13 protein-coding genes are annotated in these 16,310 nt (G+C 67.4%); 10 read left to right on the forward strand and 3 right to left on the reverse strand.

From position 1 onward, the window contains the following. The first annotated feature begins 3 nt into the window (after positions 1-3). The 4 genes from ligA to DIR46_RS24265 are packed head-to-tail and all read left to right on the forward strand — an operon-like array spanning position 4 to position 4,326. A complete protein-coding gene (gene ligA, locus DIR46_RS24250) occupies positions 4-2,355 on the forward strand; it encodes an NAD-dependent DNA ligase LigA (protein ID WP_502560180.1) in 2,352 nt (783 codons plus the stop codon). A 47-nt stretch (positions 2,356-2,402) separates the two neighbouring features. Then, complete coding sequence (galU, locus tag DIR46_RS24255) at positions 2,403-3,296, forward strand: UTP--glucose-1-phosphate uridylyltransferase GalU (protein WP_109347522.1); 894 nt, start codon at positions 2,403-2,405, stop codon at positions 3,294-3,296. Then, on the forward strand, positions 3,293-3,829 hold the full coding sequence (gene def, locus DIR46_RS24260) for a peptide deformylase (protein WP_109347523.1): 537 nt from the start codon (positions 3,293-3,295) through the stop codon (positions 3,827-3,829). The genes galU and def overlap by 4 nt, the downstream gene beginning before the upstream one ends. Further along, positions 3,826-4,326, forward strand: a complete 501-nt coding sequence (locus DIR46_RS24265; protein ID WP_109347524.1) for a hypothetical protein — start codon at positions 3,826-3,828, stop codon at positions 4,324-4,326. Before def ends, DIR46_RS24265 begins: the two co-directional genes overlap by 4 nt. Positions 4,327-4,365: 39 nt before the next feature. Here DIR46_RS24265 and DIR46_RS24270 read toward each other — a convergent pair whose 3' ends face one another. Then, positions 4,366-6,159, reverse strand: coding sequence for a DUF885 domain-containing protein (locus tag DIR46_RS24270; RefSeq protein WP_109347525.1), 1,794 nt, complete (start codon positions 6,157-6,159; stop codon positions 4,366-4,368). Between the two features lie 271 nt (positions 6,160-6,430). Here DIR46_RS24270 and DIR46_RS24275 point away from each other — a divergent pair, with 271 nt between their 5' ends. Genes DIR46_RS24275 through DIR46_RS24285 form a run of 3 tightly spaced genes read left to right on the forward strand, consistent with a single transcriptional unit; the run spans position 6,431 to position 9,585 of the window. Beyond that, the gene (locus DIR46_RS24275; protein WP_109347526.1) at positions 6,431-6,814 is read left to right on the forward strand and encodes a hypothetical protein; all 384 of its coding nucleotides are present in this window, start codon (positions 6,431-6,433) and stop codon (positions 6,812-6,814) included. Beyond that, the gene (locus DIR46_RS24280) at positions 6,814-8,280 is read left to right on the forward strand and encodes a DUF7125 family protein (protein ID WP_109347527.1); all 1,467 of its coding nucleotides are present in this window, start codon (positions 6,814-6,816) and stop codon (positions 8,278-8,280) included. Before DIR46_RS24275 ends, DIR46_RS24280 begins: the two co-directional genes overlap by 1 nt. After that, on the forward strand, positions 8,281-9,585 hold the full coding sequence (locus DIR46_RS24285; RefSeq protein WP_109347528.1) for a hybrid sensor histidine kinase/response regulator: 1,305 nt from the start codon (positions 8,281-8,283) through the stop codon (positions 9,583-9,585). Positions 9,586-9,598: 13 nt separating this feature from the next. On the opposite strand, the gene DIR46_RS24290 is transcribed toward DIR46_RS24285, so the two are convergent. After that, on the reverse strand, positions 9,599-10,792 hold the full coding sequence (locus tag DIR46_RS24290) for a pyridoxal phosphate-dependent aminotransferase (RefSeq protein WP_109347529.1): 1,194 nt from the start codon (positions 10,790-10,792) through the stop codon (positions 9,599-9,601). A gap of 49 nt (positions 10,793-10,841) precedes the next feature. Continuing rightward, complete coding sequence (locus DIR46_RS24295; protein WP_109347530.1) at positions 10,842-12,368, reverse strand: peptide MFS transporter; 1,527 nt, start codon at positions 12,366-12,368, stop codon at positions 10,842-10,844. 138 nt (positions 12,369-12,506) lie between these two features. Here DIR46_RS24295 and DIR46_RS24300 point away from each other — a divergent pair, with 138 nt between their 5' ends. The 3 genes from DIR46_RS24300 to DIR46_RS24310 all read left to right on the forward strand — a co-directional run bounded on the left by DIR46_RS24300 (position 12,507) and on the right by DIR46_RS24310 (position 16,226). Further along, positions 12,507-13,508, forward strand: coding sequence for an amidohydrolase family protein (locus tag DIR46_RS24300; RefSeq protein WP_109347531.1), 1,002 nt, complete (start codon positions 12,507-12,509; stop codon positions 13,506-13,508). A gap of 105 nt (positions 13,509-13,613) precedes the next feature. Next, positions 13,614-14,828, forward strand: coding sequence for a beta propeller repeat protein (locus tag DIR46_RS24305; protein ID WP_229446391.1), 1,215 nt, complete (start codon positions 13,614-13,616; stop codon positions 14,826-14,828). Between the two features lie 153 nt (positions 14,829-14,981). After that, positions 14,982-16,226, forward strand: a complete 1,245-nt coding sequence (locus tag DIR46_RS24310) for a WD40/YVTN/BNR-like repeat-containing protein (protein ID WP_229446392.1) — start codon at positions 14,982-14,984, stop codon at positions 16,224-16,226. Positions 16,227-16,310 lie beyond the last annotated feature (84 nt).

The following is a 16,310-nucleotide window of genomic DNA, read 5'->3' on the forward strand; positions in this document are numbered from 1 at the left end:
GCGGTGACCGTGCAAGAGCAACAGAATGACCGCCAACGGATGGCATGGCTGGTCGCGGAACTGAACCGCGCCAGCTACAACTACCATGTGCTGGACGCGCCGACGATTCCCGACGCCGAGTACGACAAGCTGTTCCACGAGCTGCTGGCGCTGGAAACGGCGCATCCGGAAGCAATCGACCCCGACTCGCCGACCCGGCGCGTGGGCGACGCCTTGTCCCCCGAGTTCGGCCAGGTCACCCATGCGGTGCCGATGCTGTCGCTGAACAACGGCTTCACGGACGAGGACATCGATAATTTCGACCGCAAGGCGCGCGAAGGCCTCGAGGTACGCCAGGTCGTCTACAACGCCGAACTGAAGTTCGATGGCCTGGCCATCAGCCTGCGCTACGAGGATGGGCGCCTGGTGCAGGCGGCCACCCGCGGCGACGGCTACACGGGCGAGGACGTCACCGCCAATATCCGCACCGTGCGCGTGATCCCGATGCGGCTGCACGGCAGCGAGGCGCCGGCCGTGCTCGAGGTGCGTGGCGAGGTGCTGATGTTCAAGCGCGACTTCGAGGCCCTGAACGAGCGCCAGCGCGCCGCCGGCCAGAAGGAATTCGCCAATCCGCGCAATGCCGCCGCCGGCAGCCTGCGCCAGCTGGACGCGCGCATCACCAATGAACGCCGGCTGCGTTTCTTCGCTTATGGCGTGGGCCAGGTGGACGGCGCCGACCTGCCGGACACGCATTCGGGCCTGCTCGACTGGTTCGAGGCGCTCGGGCTGCCGGTGGCGAAGGAGCGCAAGGTGGTCGCGGGCCGTGACGGCCTGCTCGAGTTCTACCGCGACGTCGGCGAACGCCGCAAGTCGCTGCCCTACGAGATCGACGGCGTGGTCTATAAAGTCGACCGCATCGAGGACCAGCGCGCGCTGGGCTTCGTCTCGCGCGCGCCGCGCTTCGCGCTGGCCCACAAATTCCCGGCCGAGGAAGCGCTGACCACGGTCCAGGCGATCGAGGTGCAGGTCGGCCGCACCGGCGCCATCACGCCGGTGGCGCGCCTGCTGCCGGTCTCGGTCGGCGGCGTCACCGTCACCAACGCCACCCTGCACAACGAAGACGAGGTACGGCGCAAGGACGTGCGCGTGGGCGACACCGTGATCGTGCGCCGCGCCGGCGACGTCATCCCCGAGGTATTGTCGGTGGTGCTGGAGCGCCGCTTGACCCCGGAGCCGGCGGTCTATGCATTGCCGAAGCAATGCCCGGTATGCGGTTCGCACGTGGTGCGCGAAGCCGATGAGGCGATCGCCCGCTGCTCCGGCGGCCTGACCTGCGCGGCCCAGCGCAAGGAAGCGATCCGCCACTTCGCCGGTCGCCGCATGATGGACATCGAGGGCCTCGGCGACCGTTATATCGACAGCCTGGTCGAGGCGAACCTGGTCAAGGGTGTGGCCGACCTGTACAAGCTCACGCTCGATGACCTGCTCAAGATGAAGCGCCTGGCCGACGAGCGCGACGGCACCACGCCCGAAACCGTTAAACAGGGCAAGGTCGCCACCAAGTGGGCCGACAACCTGCTGGCCGCGATCGCCGCCAGCAGGCAGCCGCCGCTCGAACGCCTGCTGTTCGCGCTCGGCATCCGTCACGTGGGCGAGTCGACCGCCAAGACGCTGGCCGACTGGCTCGGCAGCCTGGACCTGGTGCGGCGCGCGCCCGCCGCGCTGCTGCGCGTGCTGCCCGACATCGGCGGCACGGTGGCCGAATCGATCGCCGAGTTCTTCGCCGAAGAAAAGAACCAGATCGCCCTGAACGCCTTGCTGGAAGCGGGCGTGGGGCCGAAGGGCGAGCATCCGCCGAAACCGCAGCTGCGCGAAAAGCTCGACGAGATCAAGCTGCTGGCCGCGCTCGACATTCCGAAACTGACCGAGCCGCGCGCGCGCCAGGTGGTGGGCGCCGGCCAGACGCTGGAAGAGATTGGCGTGCGCACCGACTTCGGCATCTTCGGCCTGCCGGCGACGGTCGCGGCGGCGCTCGAGGAATGGATGGCGGTGCGCGAGAACCGGGAGCGGCTGCAGGCGCTGGCGGCCCTGCGCCGCTCGCTGCTGGAATCCCTGCCCGAAGCCTCGGCGGCGGCCGCGCCCGAGGGGCCGCTGGCCGGCAAGACCTTCGTCCTGACCGGCACCTTGCCGACCATGAGCCGCGATGCGGCCGGCGCGCTGATCGAGCAGGCCGGGGGCAAGGTGTCGGGCTCGGTGTCGAAGAAGACTTCCTACGTGGTGGCCGGCGTTGATGCGGGCAGCAAGCTGGCCAAGGCCGAGGAGCTGGGCGTCACGATCCTGGACGAGGCGGCGCTGCTGGCGCTGCTGGGGCAGTGACAGGCGCAGTCACATAAGTGCAATAACAACCATCCATACTGGACTACATGAACCTGATCCGCAAAGCCGTATTCCCCGTTGCCGGCCTGGGCAGCCGCTTCCTGCCGGCGACCAAGGCGCAGCCGAAAGAGATGCTGCCGATCGTCGACAAGCCGCTGATCCAGTACGCGGTCGAAGAGGCGGTCGCCGCCGGCGTCACTGAACTGATCTTCATCACGGGGCGCAACAAGCGCGCCATCGAAGACCATTTCGACAAGGCCTACGAGCTCGAATCCGAGCTCGAGGCGGCCGGCAAGCATGCCCTGCTCGAGACCGTGCGCGGCGTGATCCCGAAGAACGTCAACTGCATCTATATCCGCCAGTCGTCGCCCCTGGGCCTGGGCCACGCCGTGCTGTGCGCGCGTCCGGTGGTGGGCGAAGAACCGTTCGCCGTGCTGCTGGCGGACGACTTCATGGACACCGCCGACGGCCAGAAACCGGTGCTGGCCCAGATGGCCGACGTCTATGGCTATGAGCGCTGCAGCATCCTGGCGGTGCAGGACGTGCCGCGCGAGCACACCCGCCAGTACGGCATCGTCAGCGCCTCGGCTTACCGCCAGGACCTGGAGCTGGTGTCGGGCATCGTCGAGAAGCCGCAGCCTGCGGACGCGCCATCGACCCTGGCCGTGGTCGGCCGCTACGTGCTGTCGCCGTCGATCTTCGGCTACCTGGAAAACATCGGCAAGGGCGCGGGCGGCGAGATCCAGCTTACCGACGGTATCGCGGCCCTGATGCGCAACGAACGCGTGCTGGCCTACCGCTACGCCGGCCAGCGCTACGATTGCGGTTCCAAGCTGGGCTATCTGCAGGCCACGGCCGCGATCGGCCTGAAGCACCCGGAAACGGCCAAGGGCTTCCGCGCTTCGCTGACCGGCTTGCTGGAAGGACGGGGCCCGGCATGACGGTGCGCGAGATCCTCAGGATGGGCGATCCGCGCCTGCTGCGGGTCGCGCAGCCGGTGACGCAATTCGATACGCCCGAACTGCATGCGCTGATCGCCGACATGTTCGAGACCATGCACGCCGCCAACGGCGCCGGCCTGGCCGCGCCGCAGATCGGCGTCGACCTGCAATTGGTGATTTTCGGCTTCGGCAGCAACCAGCGCTATCCCGACGCGCCGCCGGTGCCCGAGACGGTCCTGATCAATCCCGTGCTGACGCCCCTGTCCGACGAGCTGGAAGAGGGCTTCGAGGGTTGCCTGTCGGTGCCCGGCCTGCGCGGCAGCGTGCCGCGCCATACGCGCCTGCATTACGAAGGCTTCGACCAGTTCGGCAAGCGCATCGTGGTTGACGCCGAAGGCTTCCATGCGCGGGTGGTGCAGCACGAAGTGGATCACCTGCTGGGCATCCTGTATCCGATGCGGATCCGCGACTTTTCCTGCTTCGGCTTCACCGAAGTGATGTTTCCCCACCTTGATCCCGGAGCCGACGATTGAGCCGTGCTTTATGTTCCCTGGCGCTGCTGGGCGCCGCCTGCCTTGCCGCGCCTGCGGCCACCGCCGCTGACTTCTTCACCAGGATCGACCCGCCGCCCGTCAGCGAGCTGTGGATCGACACCGGCTTCTACACCGCCCACTTCGACGGCGACAAGGACCTGAACGACAACAACAAGGGCCTGGCCTTCGAGTACCGCTTCAAGGGCACGATGACGGCCACTGCCGGCCGCTTCTACAACAGCGACCGCGCCTGGTCGAATTACGCGGGCGTGATCTGGCAGCCGTATGCGGTCGGCCCGGTGCGCGTGGGACTGGCGCTGGCCGCCTTCGACGGCTATCCGAAGACCCGCGACGGCGGCTGGTTCCCGGGCGCGATCCCGACGCTGACCTATGAATACAAGCGGGTTGGGGTGAACGTCGGGATCATCCCGAACTACAAGGACCGGCTGTATGGCGGGATTTCGTTCCAGCTGAAGTTCAAGCTGTTCGACAAGTAAGAGAAGGGGCCGCGCTGCGGCCCCTTTGTCATGAAACGATCAGCCTTCCTTCGGATACGGACTCGGTCCGCCATCCGCGATGAACTGGTCGATCCGCTGCTGCAGCACCGGCAGCGGCACCGAGCCCACGTGCAGCACGGTGTCGTGGAAGTGGCGGATGTCGAACTTGGGCCCGAGCGCCTTCTCGGCGCGCGCGCGCGCTTCCTGGATCGCCATCTGGCCCAGGTAATAGGACAGCGCCTGGCCCGGCCAAGAGATGTAGCGGTCCACTTCGGTCTCCACCTCGTGCTTCGACAGCGCGGTGTTCTGCAGCAGGTAGTCCTGGGCCTGCTCGCGGGTCCAGCCCTTGGCGTGCACGCCCGTGTCGACCACGAGGCGCGAGGCGCGCCAGGCCTGGTAGCTGAGCATGCCGAAGACCTCGTACGGGGTCTCGTAGATATCCATCTCGGTGCCCAGGCGCTCGGTGTACAGCGCCCAGCCTTCGCCATAGGCCGAGATATAGGCGCGGCGGAATGGCGGCACGCCTTGCTGTTCCTGCGCCAGCGGGATCTGGAAGGCATGGCCCGGCGCCGACTCGTGCAGGGTCAGGGCCGGCAGGCTGTAGAGGGGCCGCGCCGGCAGGTTGTACGTGTTCACCCAGTAGGTGCCGGGGCCGCCGCGGCCCGCGGTCCAGAACGGCGCCTGGTCGTCCGGCACCGGCACGATCGCGAAGCGGCGGCGCGGCAGGTGGCCGAAGAACTGGTCGGCCTTGGCGTCGAACTTCTTGGATGTCCAGGCCGCGCTCTTGAGCAGCTCTTGCGGCGTCTTGGCATAGAACTGCGGATCGGTGCGCAGGAAATGCAGGAAGGCCTGCAGGTCGCCCTTGAAGCCGACCTGCTTCATGACGTCGTGCATCTCGGCGCGGATCTTCGCCATCTCGGCCAGGCCGATCGCATGGATCTGGTCGGCCGTGAGGCCGGTCGTCGTGAACTCCACGATCTTCGACTGGTAGTATGCCTTCCCGCCCGGCATGTCCTGGGCCGCCAGCGTGGTGCGCGCCTTCGGCACGTACTCGTCGCGGAAGTAGGCCAGCGCCTTGGCGTAGGCCGGCCGTATCTTGTCCTGGATGAGGGCCACCGCCTGCGCCCGCAGCGCTTCCTGCTCGGCGGCCGGCATCGCGGCCGGCATCTGCCTGAACGGGTTGTAGAACACGACGTCCTGCGGCGTTTTCGCATCAAGCACCGAGGTCAGGGTGCCCTCGCGGCCGGCTAGGGTGACCTTCGGCGGGGTGAAGCCGCGCGCCAGTCCGGCGCGCATATTGTCCAGCTCCTGGTCGAAATAGGCGGGCAGGCCTTCGAGCATCGCCAGGTAGTTGCGGTATTCGTCGGCGCTCTTCAGCGGGCGGCGGGCGGCATAGGCGACGTCGGACCAGAACGCGGTGTCGGCGTTGACCGGCTGTTCGTACTCGCGGAAGCGCTGGGCGTCGTGCAGGGAGGCGATCTGGGCGCGGTAGACGGCGAAGTTGATGCGTTCGGCGGGCGAGAGCGCGGCAGGCTGGATCGCATCGAGTTCCTTGAGGATGCCGGCCCAGTAGACGCGGCGCGCTTCCTGGGCCGCGGCGTCGACCCGCGCATACCCGGGCTGCGCGTTCGGTGCGTTCTCGTCGCGCGCCAGGCGCTCGGCGATGCGCCACTTCCATTCCTTGGTGTAGATGTCCTTGAATCGCGCATCGGCCGCGGCGGCAGCCGCGTTCGCCGCAGGTGCGCTCGTTGCGGCCATGGTCGTCGGCGCGAACGCCAGACCCATCACGACGGCGGCCGTCGAGACGGCGGCGCCCAGCTTCGTTACTTTCATTGATCCCCTGCTTGATAAAGAGCATTATTGCTCGGTGATACACATCTTAGCGGGGAAACAGGCACATGCCTACCGCATGTTTTGTATCGTAAATACGTGTGCTGATGCATTGCGCGCGGCAACTTTAATCGCCGGTTACTAGTGGGTATGGAAGGAAGCCAAGATATAATGTTCGTCAACCTATCGCCGGGCGAGCGCACGACGATTCCGCGCGAGCGTGTGCATGGACCTTTCATGAAGAAAACGGCAGCAATTGCTATTCAACCTAGACATGATGACGAGTAAGGGCGGCCCCGGGCGTTCTGAAGAGCATATCCAGCTCATCCAATCCTGGCGCCGCTTGGCCGACCAGTTGGGTCCGCTCATCGGTGACAGCGGCTTCTGCGCGCTGTACGCGCGGGCATGCCGTCTGGTCGGTCCAGAATTCAAATGGTTGGCGGACACGCCGCCATGCAAGACCCGCGACTCCCAAATCACCGCGCTGGACGAGCTGCTCGCCAGCGTGGCACCCGACCACGCAAAAGCCGCGCACGCGGCACTGCTCCAGACGTTTACCGAGTTGCTGGCGTCCCTGATCGGCCAGGCGCTCGCACGGCGCCTGCTCGATGCCGCCGCACGTGACGGGGAAGAGAAGAATGCACAGGAGCACAAGTAATGAGCGATAAAGTATCCCTTGGAAAGCTGAGCACTGGCGTGCAAGGGCTCGATGTTCTGCTGGGGGGAGGGCTGAGCGAATTTTCCTTCAACCTGATCGCCGGGCCGCCGGGATCGGGCAAGACCACGCTCGCCCATCAGATCATGTTTTCGCTGGCCAGCAACGAACGCCGCGCCCTGTTCTTCACCGTGCTGGGTGAACCGCCGCTCAAGATGCTGCGCTACCAGCAGCAGTACAGCTTCTTCGACATGGATATGGTCGGCAATTGCGTCCGCTACGTCAACCTGGCCGAAGACCTGCGCACCGGCGACTTCAGCGGCGTACTGGCGCGCCTGATGAAAGAGGTCGAGGATTTTTCGCCGAGCCTGGTGTTCGTCGACTCCTTCCGCTCGGTCGCGCAGACGGCGCGCGCCGGCAACGAGGGCGTGGCCGACCTGCAGCACTTCATCCAGGATCTCGGCACCCGCATGACGAGCTGGCAGGCCACCACCTTCCTGATCGGCGAATACCTGCATGGCGATGCCGAGGCCAGCCCGATCATGACGGTCGCCGACGGCATGATTTCGCTGACCCCGGTGCACGAGGATAACTCGGTGGTGCGCAAGATGCGGGTGGTGAAGATGCGTGGACAGGCCCACCTGGGTGGCTCGCACACCTTCCGCATCACGGACGACGGCATCCGCGTCTACCCGCGCATCCTGCCGCCGCTGGCGGCGGACCACCATCAGGGCGCCCGGGTCGATCGCGACGCCGGACGGATCCCGACCGGCACGCCCGACCTCGATAAGCTGCTCCACGGCGGCCTGCCGCAGGGCCACTCGCTGCTGGTGTCGGGCCCGAGCGGCTGCGGCAAGACCATCCTCGGCACCCGCTTCCTGCAAGAAGGCGCGCGCCAGGGCGAGAAGGGCGTCGCGGTCTCGTTCGAGAAGGGCGCCTCGCGCCTGCGCAACGCCGAGCTGGCCGGGCTGGTGGCCAACGGCGACGTGCAGATGGTCGAGAGCCGCAAGATCGACCTCACGATCGACGAGCTGCTCGACGAGATGAACGAGGCGATCGACCGCACCGGCGCGCGCCGGGTGGTGGTCGATTCGCTGTCCGAGCTGGCGCTGTACCTGGCGCCGGAAGGCCGCAACCAGCTGCGCTCGACCGTGTTCCAGATGCTGTCCTCGCTGGCCAAGCGCGGCGTCAGCGTGCTGGTGACGATGGGGCTAGACGACGACTTCACCCAGCTCAGGTTCGGCCAGGCCGATGTCGCCTATCTCACCGACGCCATCGTGCTGATGCGTTTCGGCGAGAGCGGCGGCCAGATCCGCCGCTTCATCTCGGTGGTCAAGGTGCGCGGCAGCGCCCACAGCACCGAACTGCGCGAATTCCATATCGGCGACGACGGGATCCATATCGACCCGGTCGCCACCGAGTACGAGGGCGTGCTGCACGGCCTGCCCATCTCGCGCGGGACAGTCTGAATGAATCTCACGGCGGCGACACCAGGCAACGACGACGGCACCCTGGCGCTCCGCCTGGCGGCGCTGGAACGCGAGGCCGCGCAGCTGCGCGGCGAGCTCGCGGCCAGCCTCGCGCTGACGGCGAGCCTGCGCGAGGCGAACGAGCACCTGGTGCTGGCCGCGGTCGACGCCCAGACCTCGCGCGACGACGCCGAGGAAACCAACCGGCGCCAGAACGAGTTCCTCGCCATGCTGGCGCACGAGCTGCGCAACCCCCTGGTGCCGATCAATGTGTCGGCCAGCCTGCTCGAGCGCTCGCCGGTGAACACGACCACCCTGGAGCGCCTGACCGGCGTGATCCAGCGCCAGGTGGGCCATATGGCGCGCCTGCTGGACGACCTGCTCGATGCCGCGCGCCTGAGCAGCGGAAAGATCACGCTCGCGATCGAGCCGCTGCGGCTGGCCGAGCTGATCGAGCACGCGGCGGAAACGGTCATGCCGCGCGTGCGCGAGCGCGGCCAGGAACTGGCGATCGCCTCGGTTTCCGATACCCTGGTGGTCGAGGGAGACCGGGTGCGCCTGACCCAGGTGTTCACCAATCTGCTCAACAATGCCTCCAAATACACCCAGGATGGCGGCCGCATCGCGGTCGCGGCCCGGGTCCGCGCCGAGGGCGGCGTGACGGTGACCATCGACGACAACGGTTCCGGCATGTCCTCTGAGACCATCGGCCGCGCCTTCGACCTGTTCACCCAGGGGCCGCGCACCCTGGCGCGCTCGGAGGGCGGGCTCGGAGTCGGGCTGAACGTCGTGCGCAACCTGGTCACCATGCATGGCGGCAGCGTCGGCGCCGCCAGCCCGGGGCTGGGCCAGGGCAGCACCTTCACGGTGTCGCTGCCGCTGTCGAGCGCCGCGGCGTCCAGCAACGTGGCCGACGGCGCGGCGCCGGTTGCCGGCATCGCGCGCCGGATCCTGATCGTGGAAGACAATGCCGACGCGTCCGACGTGCTGCGCATGCTGCTCGAAGCCGAGGGCCACCAGGTCGACATCGCCGGCGACGGCAACGCCGGGCTGGCGCTGGCGCTGGAAGGCCGCTTCGACGCCATCGTGTGCGACATCGGCCTGCCGGGCCTCGACGGCCTGGAACTGATGGCGCGCCTGCGCGCCGCGCAGGCGAGCGCCGTCCGGCCGCTGACGATCGCCCTGTCGGGCTATGGCCAGCCGCAAGACCGCGAGCGCGCGCTGGCGGCCGGCTTCGACCGCTACCTTGTCAAGCCGGTCGCGCCCACCGTGCTGATCGCGCTGCTGGCGGGCATGGCGCCGTAGGGACCACGGTCAGTCAGGCAAACAAGCGCCGCAGCCGCGCCACCGCTTCCTCGATCCGCTCGTACTTCGTCGCATACGAAAACCGGACATGGCGCTGCGGCGCCGCCGCTCCGAAATCGTCGCCCGGCACGATCGCCACGTGGGCATCATGCAGCACGGCCATGCTGAACGCAGCGCTGTCGTCATGCAGCGGGTGCGCCACGCGGTCGATGTAGGAGTACACATAGAAGGCGCCGTCCGGCATCACCGGCACCCCGAAGCCGAGCTCGCGCAGCGCCGGCACCAGGTAGTCGCGGCGGCGCTGGAATTCGCGCCGGCGCTCCTCGAAGATCGCCAGCGCCTCGGGCTGGAAGCATGCCAGGGCCGCATGCTGGGCCACGGTCGGCGCGCAGATGAACAGGTTCTGGGCCAGCTTCTCGAAGGTCGGTACCAGGCTGTCGGGCACCACCAGCCAGCCCAGGCGCCAGCCGGTCATATTGAAATACTTGGAGAAGCTGTTGACCGTGATCGCGTCGGGGTCGAGCGCCAGCGCGCTCACGGGCTGGTGGTCGTAGGACAGGCCTTGGTAGATCTCGTCGACGATGGCGAAGCCGCCGCGCGCGCGCACCGCCGCCAGCATCTCGCGCAGCTGGTCCGGCGTCATGGAGGTGCCGGTCGGATTCGACGGCGAGGCCACCAGCACGCCGCGCGTGCGCTCGCGCCAAAGGTCGGCCACGTGGTGGGCGCCGAGCTGGTAGCGATCTTCGTGCGAGGAGGGTACCAGCACCGGCCGGCCCCCGAAACTGGCCACGAAATGGCGGTTGCAGGGGTAGGAGGGGTCGGGCATCAGGACTTCATCGCCCTCGGACACCAGCGCGGCGCAGGCCAGCAGCAGGCCGGCCGAGGCGCCGGCGGTGATCACGATGCGGCGCGGGTCGATGTCCAGGCCCTGGGTCGCGGCGTAGTGGCCCGAGATCGCCTGGCGCAGCTCGAACAGGCCCAGCGACTCGGTGTACTGGGTGACGCCGCCACGAATCGCTTCCATGGCGGCGTTGGCAACGATGTCGGGCGCGGTGAAATCGGGCTCGCCGACGCTCATGCTGATGACGTCGTGGCCGGCGCGTTTCAGTTCGCCGGCGGCCTTGACCATCTCCATGACGCGAAATGGTGCGATCGCGTGCACGCGCTCGGCGAGCTGGAGCTGGCGGTTGGGGAGGATGAGAGACATGCTGGGATGGCGGGGAGTGGGAATCCCCGCCATCTTACTGGATAGGCGCTCAGCCGTGGGCGTGATGCGCAGCGGTCAGGCGCCGCATCAAGGGCAGCGCGGCCAGCGCGATCAAGGTGCAGGCAATCGCCGCCAGCCCCAGCTTGTTGAACAGGGAGGTATAGATCGGCAATGTCTGCAGCGGATCCGTCATCCCTTCCGGTACGCTGGCCATGGTCGCGACCAGGCCGCCCAGGTATTGCGAGATGCCGACCGCGACGAAATAGGCGCCCATCATGAAGCCGCCCATGCGCGCCGGCACGTAACGCGCGATCATCGCCAGCCCCAGGCCGCTCACCAGCAGCTCGCCCAGCGAATACAGGCCGTAGCCCGCGATCATGATCCACGACGAGGTGAGGCCATTCACGGCGAAGGCGCCGGCGAAGCCGTAGGTGAAGAAGCCGGCGGCCACCACCGCGAAGCCGAGCGCGAACTTGGCGGCGATCGACAGGTCCAGCCGGCTGCCGCTGGAACGCGTGTAGATCCAGGCCAGCACCGGGGAGAGAACCATGATCCAGATCGCGTTGAGCGCCTGGAACTGGGCCGGCGACCAGGTGAACAGGTGGCTGCCGAACAGGTTGAAATCGAGGTCGACGTTGCGCAGGGCAAACAGCGACAGCGAGGTTGACATCTGCTGGTAGAAGATGAAGAAGAACACCGTCTGCAAGGTCAATACCAGCGCCGCCACCAGGCCGGCGCGCTCGCTGGCCTGGCTGGTGCGGATCAGGTGGATGAAGATGCCCAGCACCACCAGGCCGGCGACGTAGACGAACAGGCGCGCCAGCCACTGGTATTCGAGGATAAAGGTCGAGGCGACCACGGTGAGCACGCCGCCGGCCAGCACGAGCGCCAGCTTGCCCCAGTCCAGCGGCAGCTCGTCCGGCGGCGAACCGATATGGCTCACGGTGCGGCGCAGCACGCCGACCGTGAGCAGGCCCACCCACAGGCCGACGCTGCAGACGGCGAACGCCATATGCCAGCCGAGGTCGCCGCCGGAGCTGGCGTTGACATGGTCCTTGATCGCCGGCGTGGCCAGCATCGAGACGGTGGAGCCGACGTTGACCGCCATGTAGTAGATGGTGAATGCGCTGTCGATCTTGGCGTCGTCGCCCTCGTAGATCTTGCGCACGAGGTTGGCGGTATTGGGCTTGAACAGGCCGTTGCCGACCACGATCACGCCCAGCGCCACGAAGGTGAGCCAGGTGCCACTGACCGGAATCCCCATCAGGGCGTAGCCCAGCGACAGGATGATGGCGCCGATGATCATGCAGCGGCGGGTGCCGAGCACCTTGTCCCCGATCCAGCCGCCGATGGCCGGGGCCACGTAGATCAGGGCCGCCGCGGCGCCCCACACGAGGGTGGCGCGGGTATCGTCGAAGCCCAGGCGCTGGACCATGAAGTAGACGATCAGCGCCTGCATGCCGTAGTAGCCGAAGCGCTCCCACAACTCGATCAGGGCCACGGTGAGGAAGGAGCGGGTCTGGCTGACCGGGAGCGCGGCCCCCGGGGTAGGTAGGCGCTGCGACTGCTGCTGCATATGATTCCTTTGACAACCGCGCCGGGCAAGGCCGGCGCAAAACGGATGATTCTATGCCATCCGCGTCGAATCCGCAGCCTTGACAGCGGGTGGTGACATTGCGCTAACATGGTTCGGGTTTCCAGACATGAGGTTCGCATGAGGCGATTGAGCATCACCACCGGCGCCATCTTCTGCGCCGCCACGGCCGCGTTCGTGTCCGTATCCGCGCCGGCTCCGGCGCGCGCGGGCGAGGGCCCGGCGCAACTGCGGCCGGCCGCCGATCACCACCAGCACCTGTTCAGCCCTGCCGCCGCGGCCTGGATGTCGTCTTCGACCGCGCTGGCGCCGGTCGACGCCGACGCGCTGGTGGCGCAACTGGACGCGGCCGGCGTCGGCCGCGCGGCCGTCCTGTCGGCGGCCTACGCCTACGGCTTGCCGGCGCGCGCCATCGACCACGAATACGCCCGCGTGCGCGCCGAGAACGACTGGGTCGCGGCCCAGGCCGCGCGCCATCCGGATCGCCTGGTGGCCCTGTGCAGCTTCAATCCGCTCAAGGACTACGCACTGCTCGAGCTGGGGCGCTGTGCCACCAGCCCCGGTTTCGGGCGCGGCATCAAGCTCGATTTCGCCGCCTCCGACGTCCAGCTCGATGAGCCAGGCCACGTCGAGCGCCTGCGCCAGGTCTTCCGCGCCGCCAATGCGCGCGGCATGGCGATCGTGATGGACGTGCGCGCCTCGCGCGCCCTCGGCCGGCCGTATGGAGCCGCGCAGGCGCGCGTGCTGCTGGAGCAGGTGCTGCCGTCTGCTCCCGATGTGCCGGTGCAGGTGTCCTATCTCGCCGGCAACGGTCCCGGCTTCGGCGACACGCCGGCGCGCGAAGCGCTGGCCGTGCTGGCCGAGGCGGCCGCGCGCGGCGATCCGCGCATGCGCCAGGTCTGGTTCGACGTCGCGGCGGTGGTGCAGGCCGACCTGCCGGCCGATGAGGCGCGGCGCCTGGTGCGGCGCTTGCGCCAGCTCGGCCTGGACCGGGTGCTGTACGGTTCGGATCCGCGCGGCGACAGCGAGGCGCCGGACGGGTGGGAGGCCTTCCTGCGCCTGCCGCTAAAAGACGCCGAGACGGCGCGCGTGGCGCGCAACGTGGTGCCGTACCTGCGCTGAACCGTCTTTACACTTTCGCGACATTCCTCCGACAATAAACCCGAAAACCGGCGTAGCCGCTTGCCTAGAATTCCCCTGGCCAAAACGACCACCCAGGGGACACGCATGCATCACCACATCAAATTCACCGCCATGGCCATGAGCTGCGCGCTGCTGCTGGCAGGCTGTGGCGGTTCGGACGACGACGACGCCAAGCCGCCGGTCGTGGTCCAGCCGCCGCCGGCGGCCACCACCCTCACGCTGCTGACCAGCACCGCACGCGGCATGGAAAGCGTCGCCTACTACGGCGGCAGCGCCTATCTGTCGCTGTCCAACAGCAAGACCGAAGGCTCGGCCGTGCTCAAGGCGACGCTGCCGGTCACCAGTACCTCGAGCTGGACCCCGGTCAGCCAGGGCGCCTGCGCCATGGGCAAGCAGGGCGACTTCATCGTGCGCGCGCCGAAGCTCAAGATGGTGGGCGACGATATGTGGCTGATGCAACCGTGGGCCGACCTGCCGGAATCGAAAAACGAGAGTTCGACCTGCACCCTGATGGCGAGCAGTAACGGCTTCGTGCCGCGCGACCAGGACCTGCGCGTCTGCACCGGCGGCTTTTGCGAAACCCTGTCGATGCAGGACGTCAAGCTGCACGGCAAGCGCCTGTACAGCAATCCGGGCGCCGGCGTGAACCTGTTCACCTCGAACAACGGCGGCAATACCTGGACCGTGATCCGAGGCCAGAAGGCATCGATGGTGTGCACTCCGACCAAGTTCCACGTGATCGGCGACCGGGTGCTGGTCGGCGGCGAGTGCCCGCTCGACATGGCCTTCGTCGAGGCCTACCAGCTGAGCGCCGACGGCAGCGCCCTGGCCAGCGAAGCCAGGCTGGCGCTGAACCTGCCGGCGCTGGAGAACCGCAACGTCCAGTTCATCGAATCGGTCGCGGACACCAGGCGCGTGTTCATCGGCGTCGAGGGCGGCCTGCTGCGCAGCGAAGACAATGGCGTCAGCTTCAAGTTCGTGATCCAGCAGCCGCTTTCGGGCAGCAAGAACTACCCTTACATCACCTCGTTCCTGCCGCTCAAGGGCAAGCCCGACACGATGGTCATCGGCGGCTTCGACAAGGCGACCCAGATGGCTTACCTGGCCTGGTCGAAGGATGGCGGCGCGACCTGGACCGACATCTCGAACCTGACGCCGAACCACGGCAAGACGCCGCCCGCCGGCGCCACCGTCATGATCAAGTCCATCACCGAAGATCCGCAGGGCCGCATCCTGGTGACGATGAATGAGCTCGGCGAAGGCCAGGGCAAGCTGATGCTCCTGAACCTTGGCGGCTGACCGGTTAGCCGCATCGTATGCAGTACGCTTACACATTCACGACATTCCGTCGACAATAATCCGCCAAATACGGCAAGTGCCTTGCCTAGAATTCCCCACTCTGGACAGGGGCCATGCCGGCCCCCCGTCGTGATGACAGATTTGGGGACCCGGATGCAACGACACACTTCACTCGCCGCTATCGGCGCGGCCTGCGCGCTGCTGCTGGCCGCCTGCGGCGGCTCGAGCAACGACCATCAGGCTCCGCCGCCGCCGCCGCCGCCACCGCCACCCGTGGCGGTGGAACCGGCACCGGTGACCACCAGACTCGAGGCGCTTTCGAGCACCGCGCGCGCGATGGACAGCGTGGCCTTCTACGGCGGCAGCGCCTATCTGTCGCTGGCCAACAGCGCGACCGAGGGCTCGGCGGTCCTGAGCGCGAAGCTGCCGCTGACGGCCACGTCGACCTGGAGCCCGGTGGGCCTGGGCGCCTGCGCCATGGGCCCGGTCGGCGACTTCATCATGCGTTCGCCGAAGCTCAAGATGGTGGGCGGCGACATGTGGCTGATGCAGCCCTGGGCCGACACGCCTGAAGCCAGCGACGGCCACTCGACCTGCACCCTGGTGGCCAATACCGCGAGCTTCGTGCCGCGCGACGGCGACCTGCGCACCTGCAATCCCTACTTCTGCGAGACCCTGTCGATTCAGGACATCAAGCAGGCGGGCGGCCGCCTGTACAGCAATGCTGGCGGGGGCAACAACCTGCTGACCTCGAAGGACAAGGGCAATACCTGGCAGGTGATCCGCGGCTCGAAGGATTCGCAGATGTGCTATCCCTCCAAGTTCCACGTGCTGGGCGACCGCGTGCTGGTCGGCGGCGAATGCCCGCTCGACTTCGCCTTCGTCGAAGCCTATCGCCTGACGGGCGACGGCGGCGCGCTGGCCAGCGAGGACAAGCTGCCGGTCAGCCTGCCCGAGATGGAGAACCGCAACGTCCAGTTCATCGAATCGGTGCCGGATACGCAGACCGTGTTCGTCGGCGTCGAGGGTGGCCTGCTGCGCAGCACCGACAACGGCAACAGCTTCAAGTTCGTGATCCACGAGCCGCTCTCGGACGGCAAGGGCTATCCCTACATCGGCGCCTTCCTGCCGCTCAAGGGCAAGCCGGATACCCTGGTCGTCGGCGGCTTCGACAAGATGCACGGCCGTCCCTACCTGGCATGGTCGAAGGACGGCGGCGATACCTGGACCGATATCTCGACGCTGGTGCCGGGCTACGAGCGCAAGACCGACGACGAGTACAGCACGGCCTCGATCTCGGCGCTCATGCAGGATCCGGACGGCCGCATCATCGTGGTGACCAACGAGCGCGCCGACGGCCAGGGCCGCCTGATGCAGCTGACCCTGGGTACCAATTAAGCTTCAGATTGTCTTCAGCGCCCCACGTCTGCCCAGGGCAGCGTGGGGCGTTTCGTTTGCGTCAAGACTGTCTGTGCGGACGGA

Source organism: Massilia oculi, assembly GCF_003143515.1.
Classification (GTDB): domain Bacteria; phylum Pseudomonadota; class Gammaproteobacteria; order Burkholderiales; family Burkholderiaceae_D; genus Telluria; species Telluria oculi.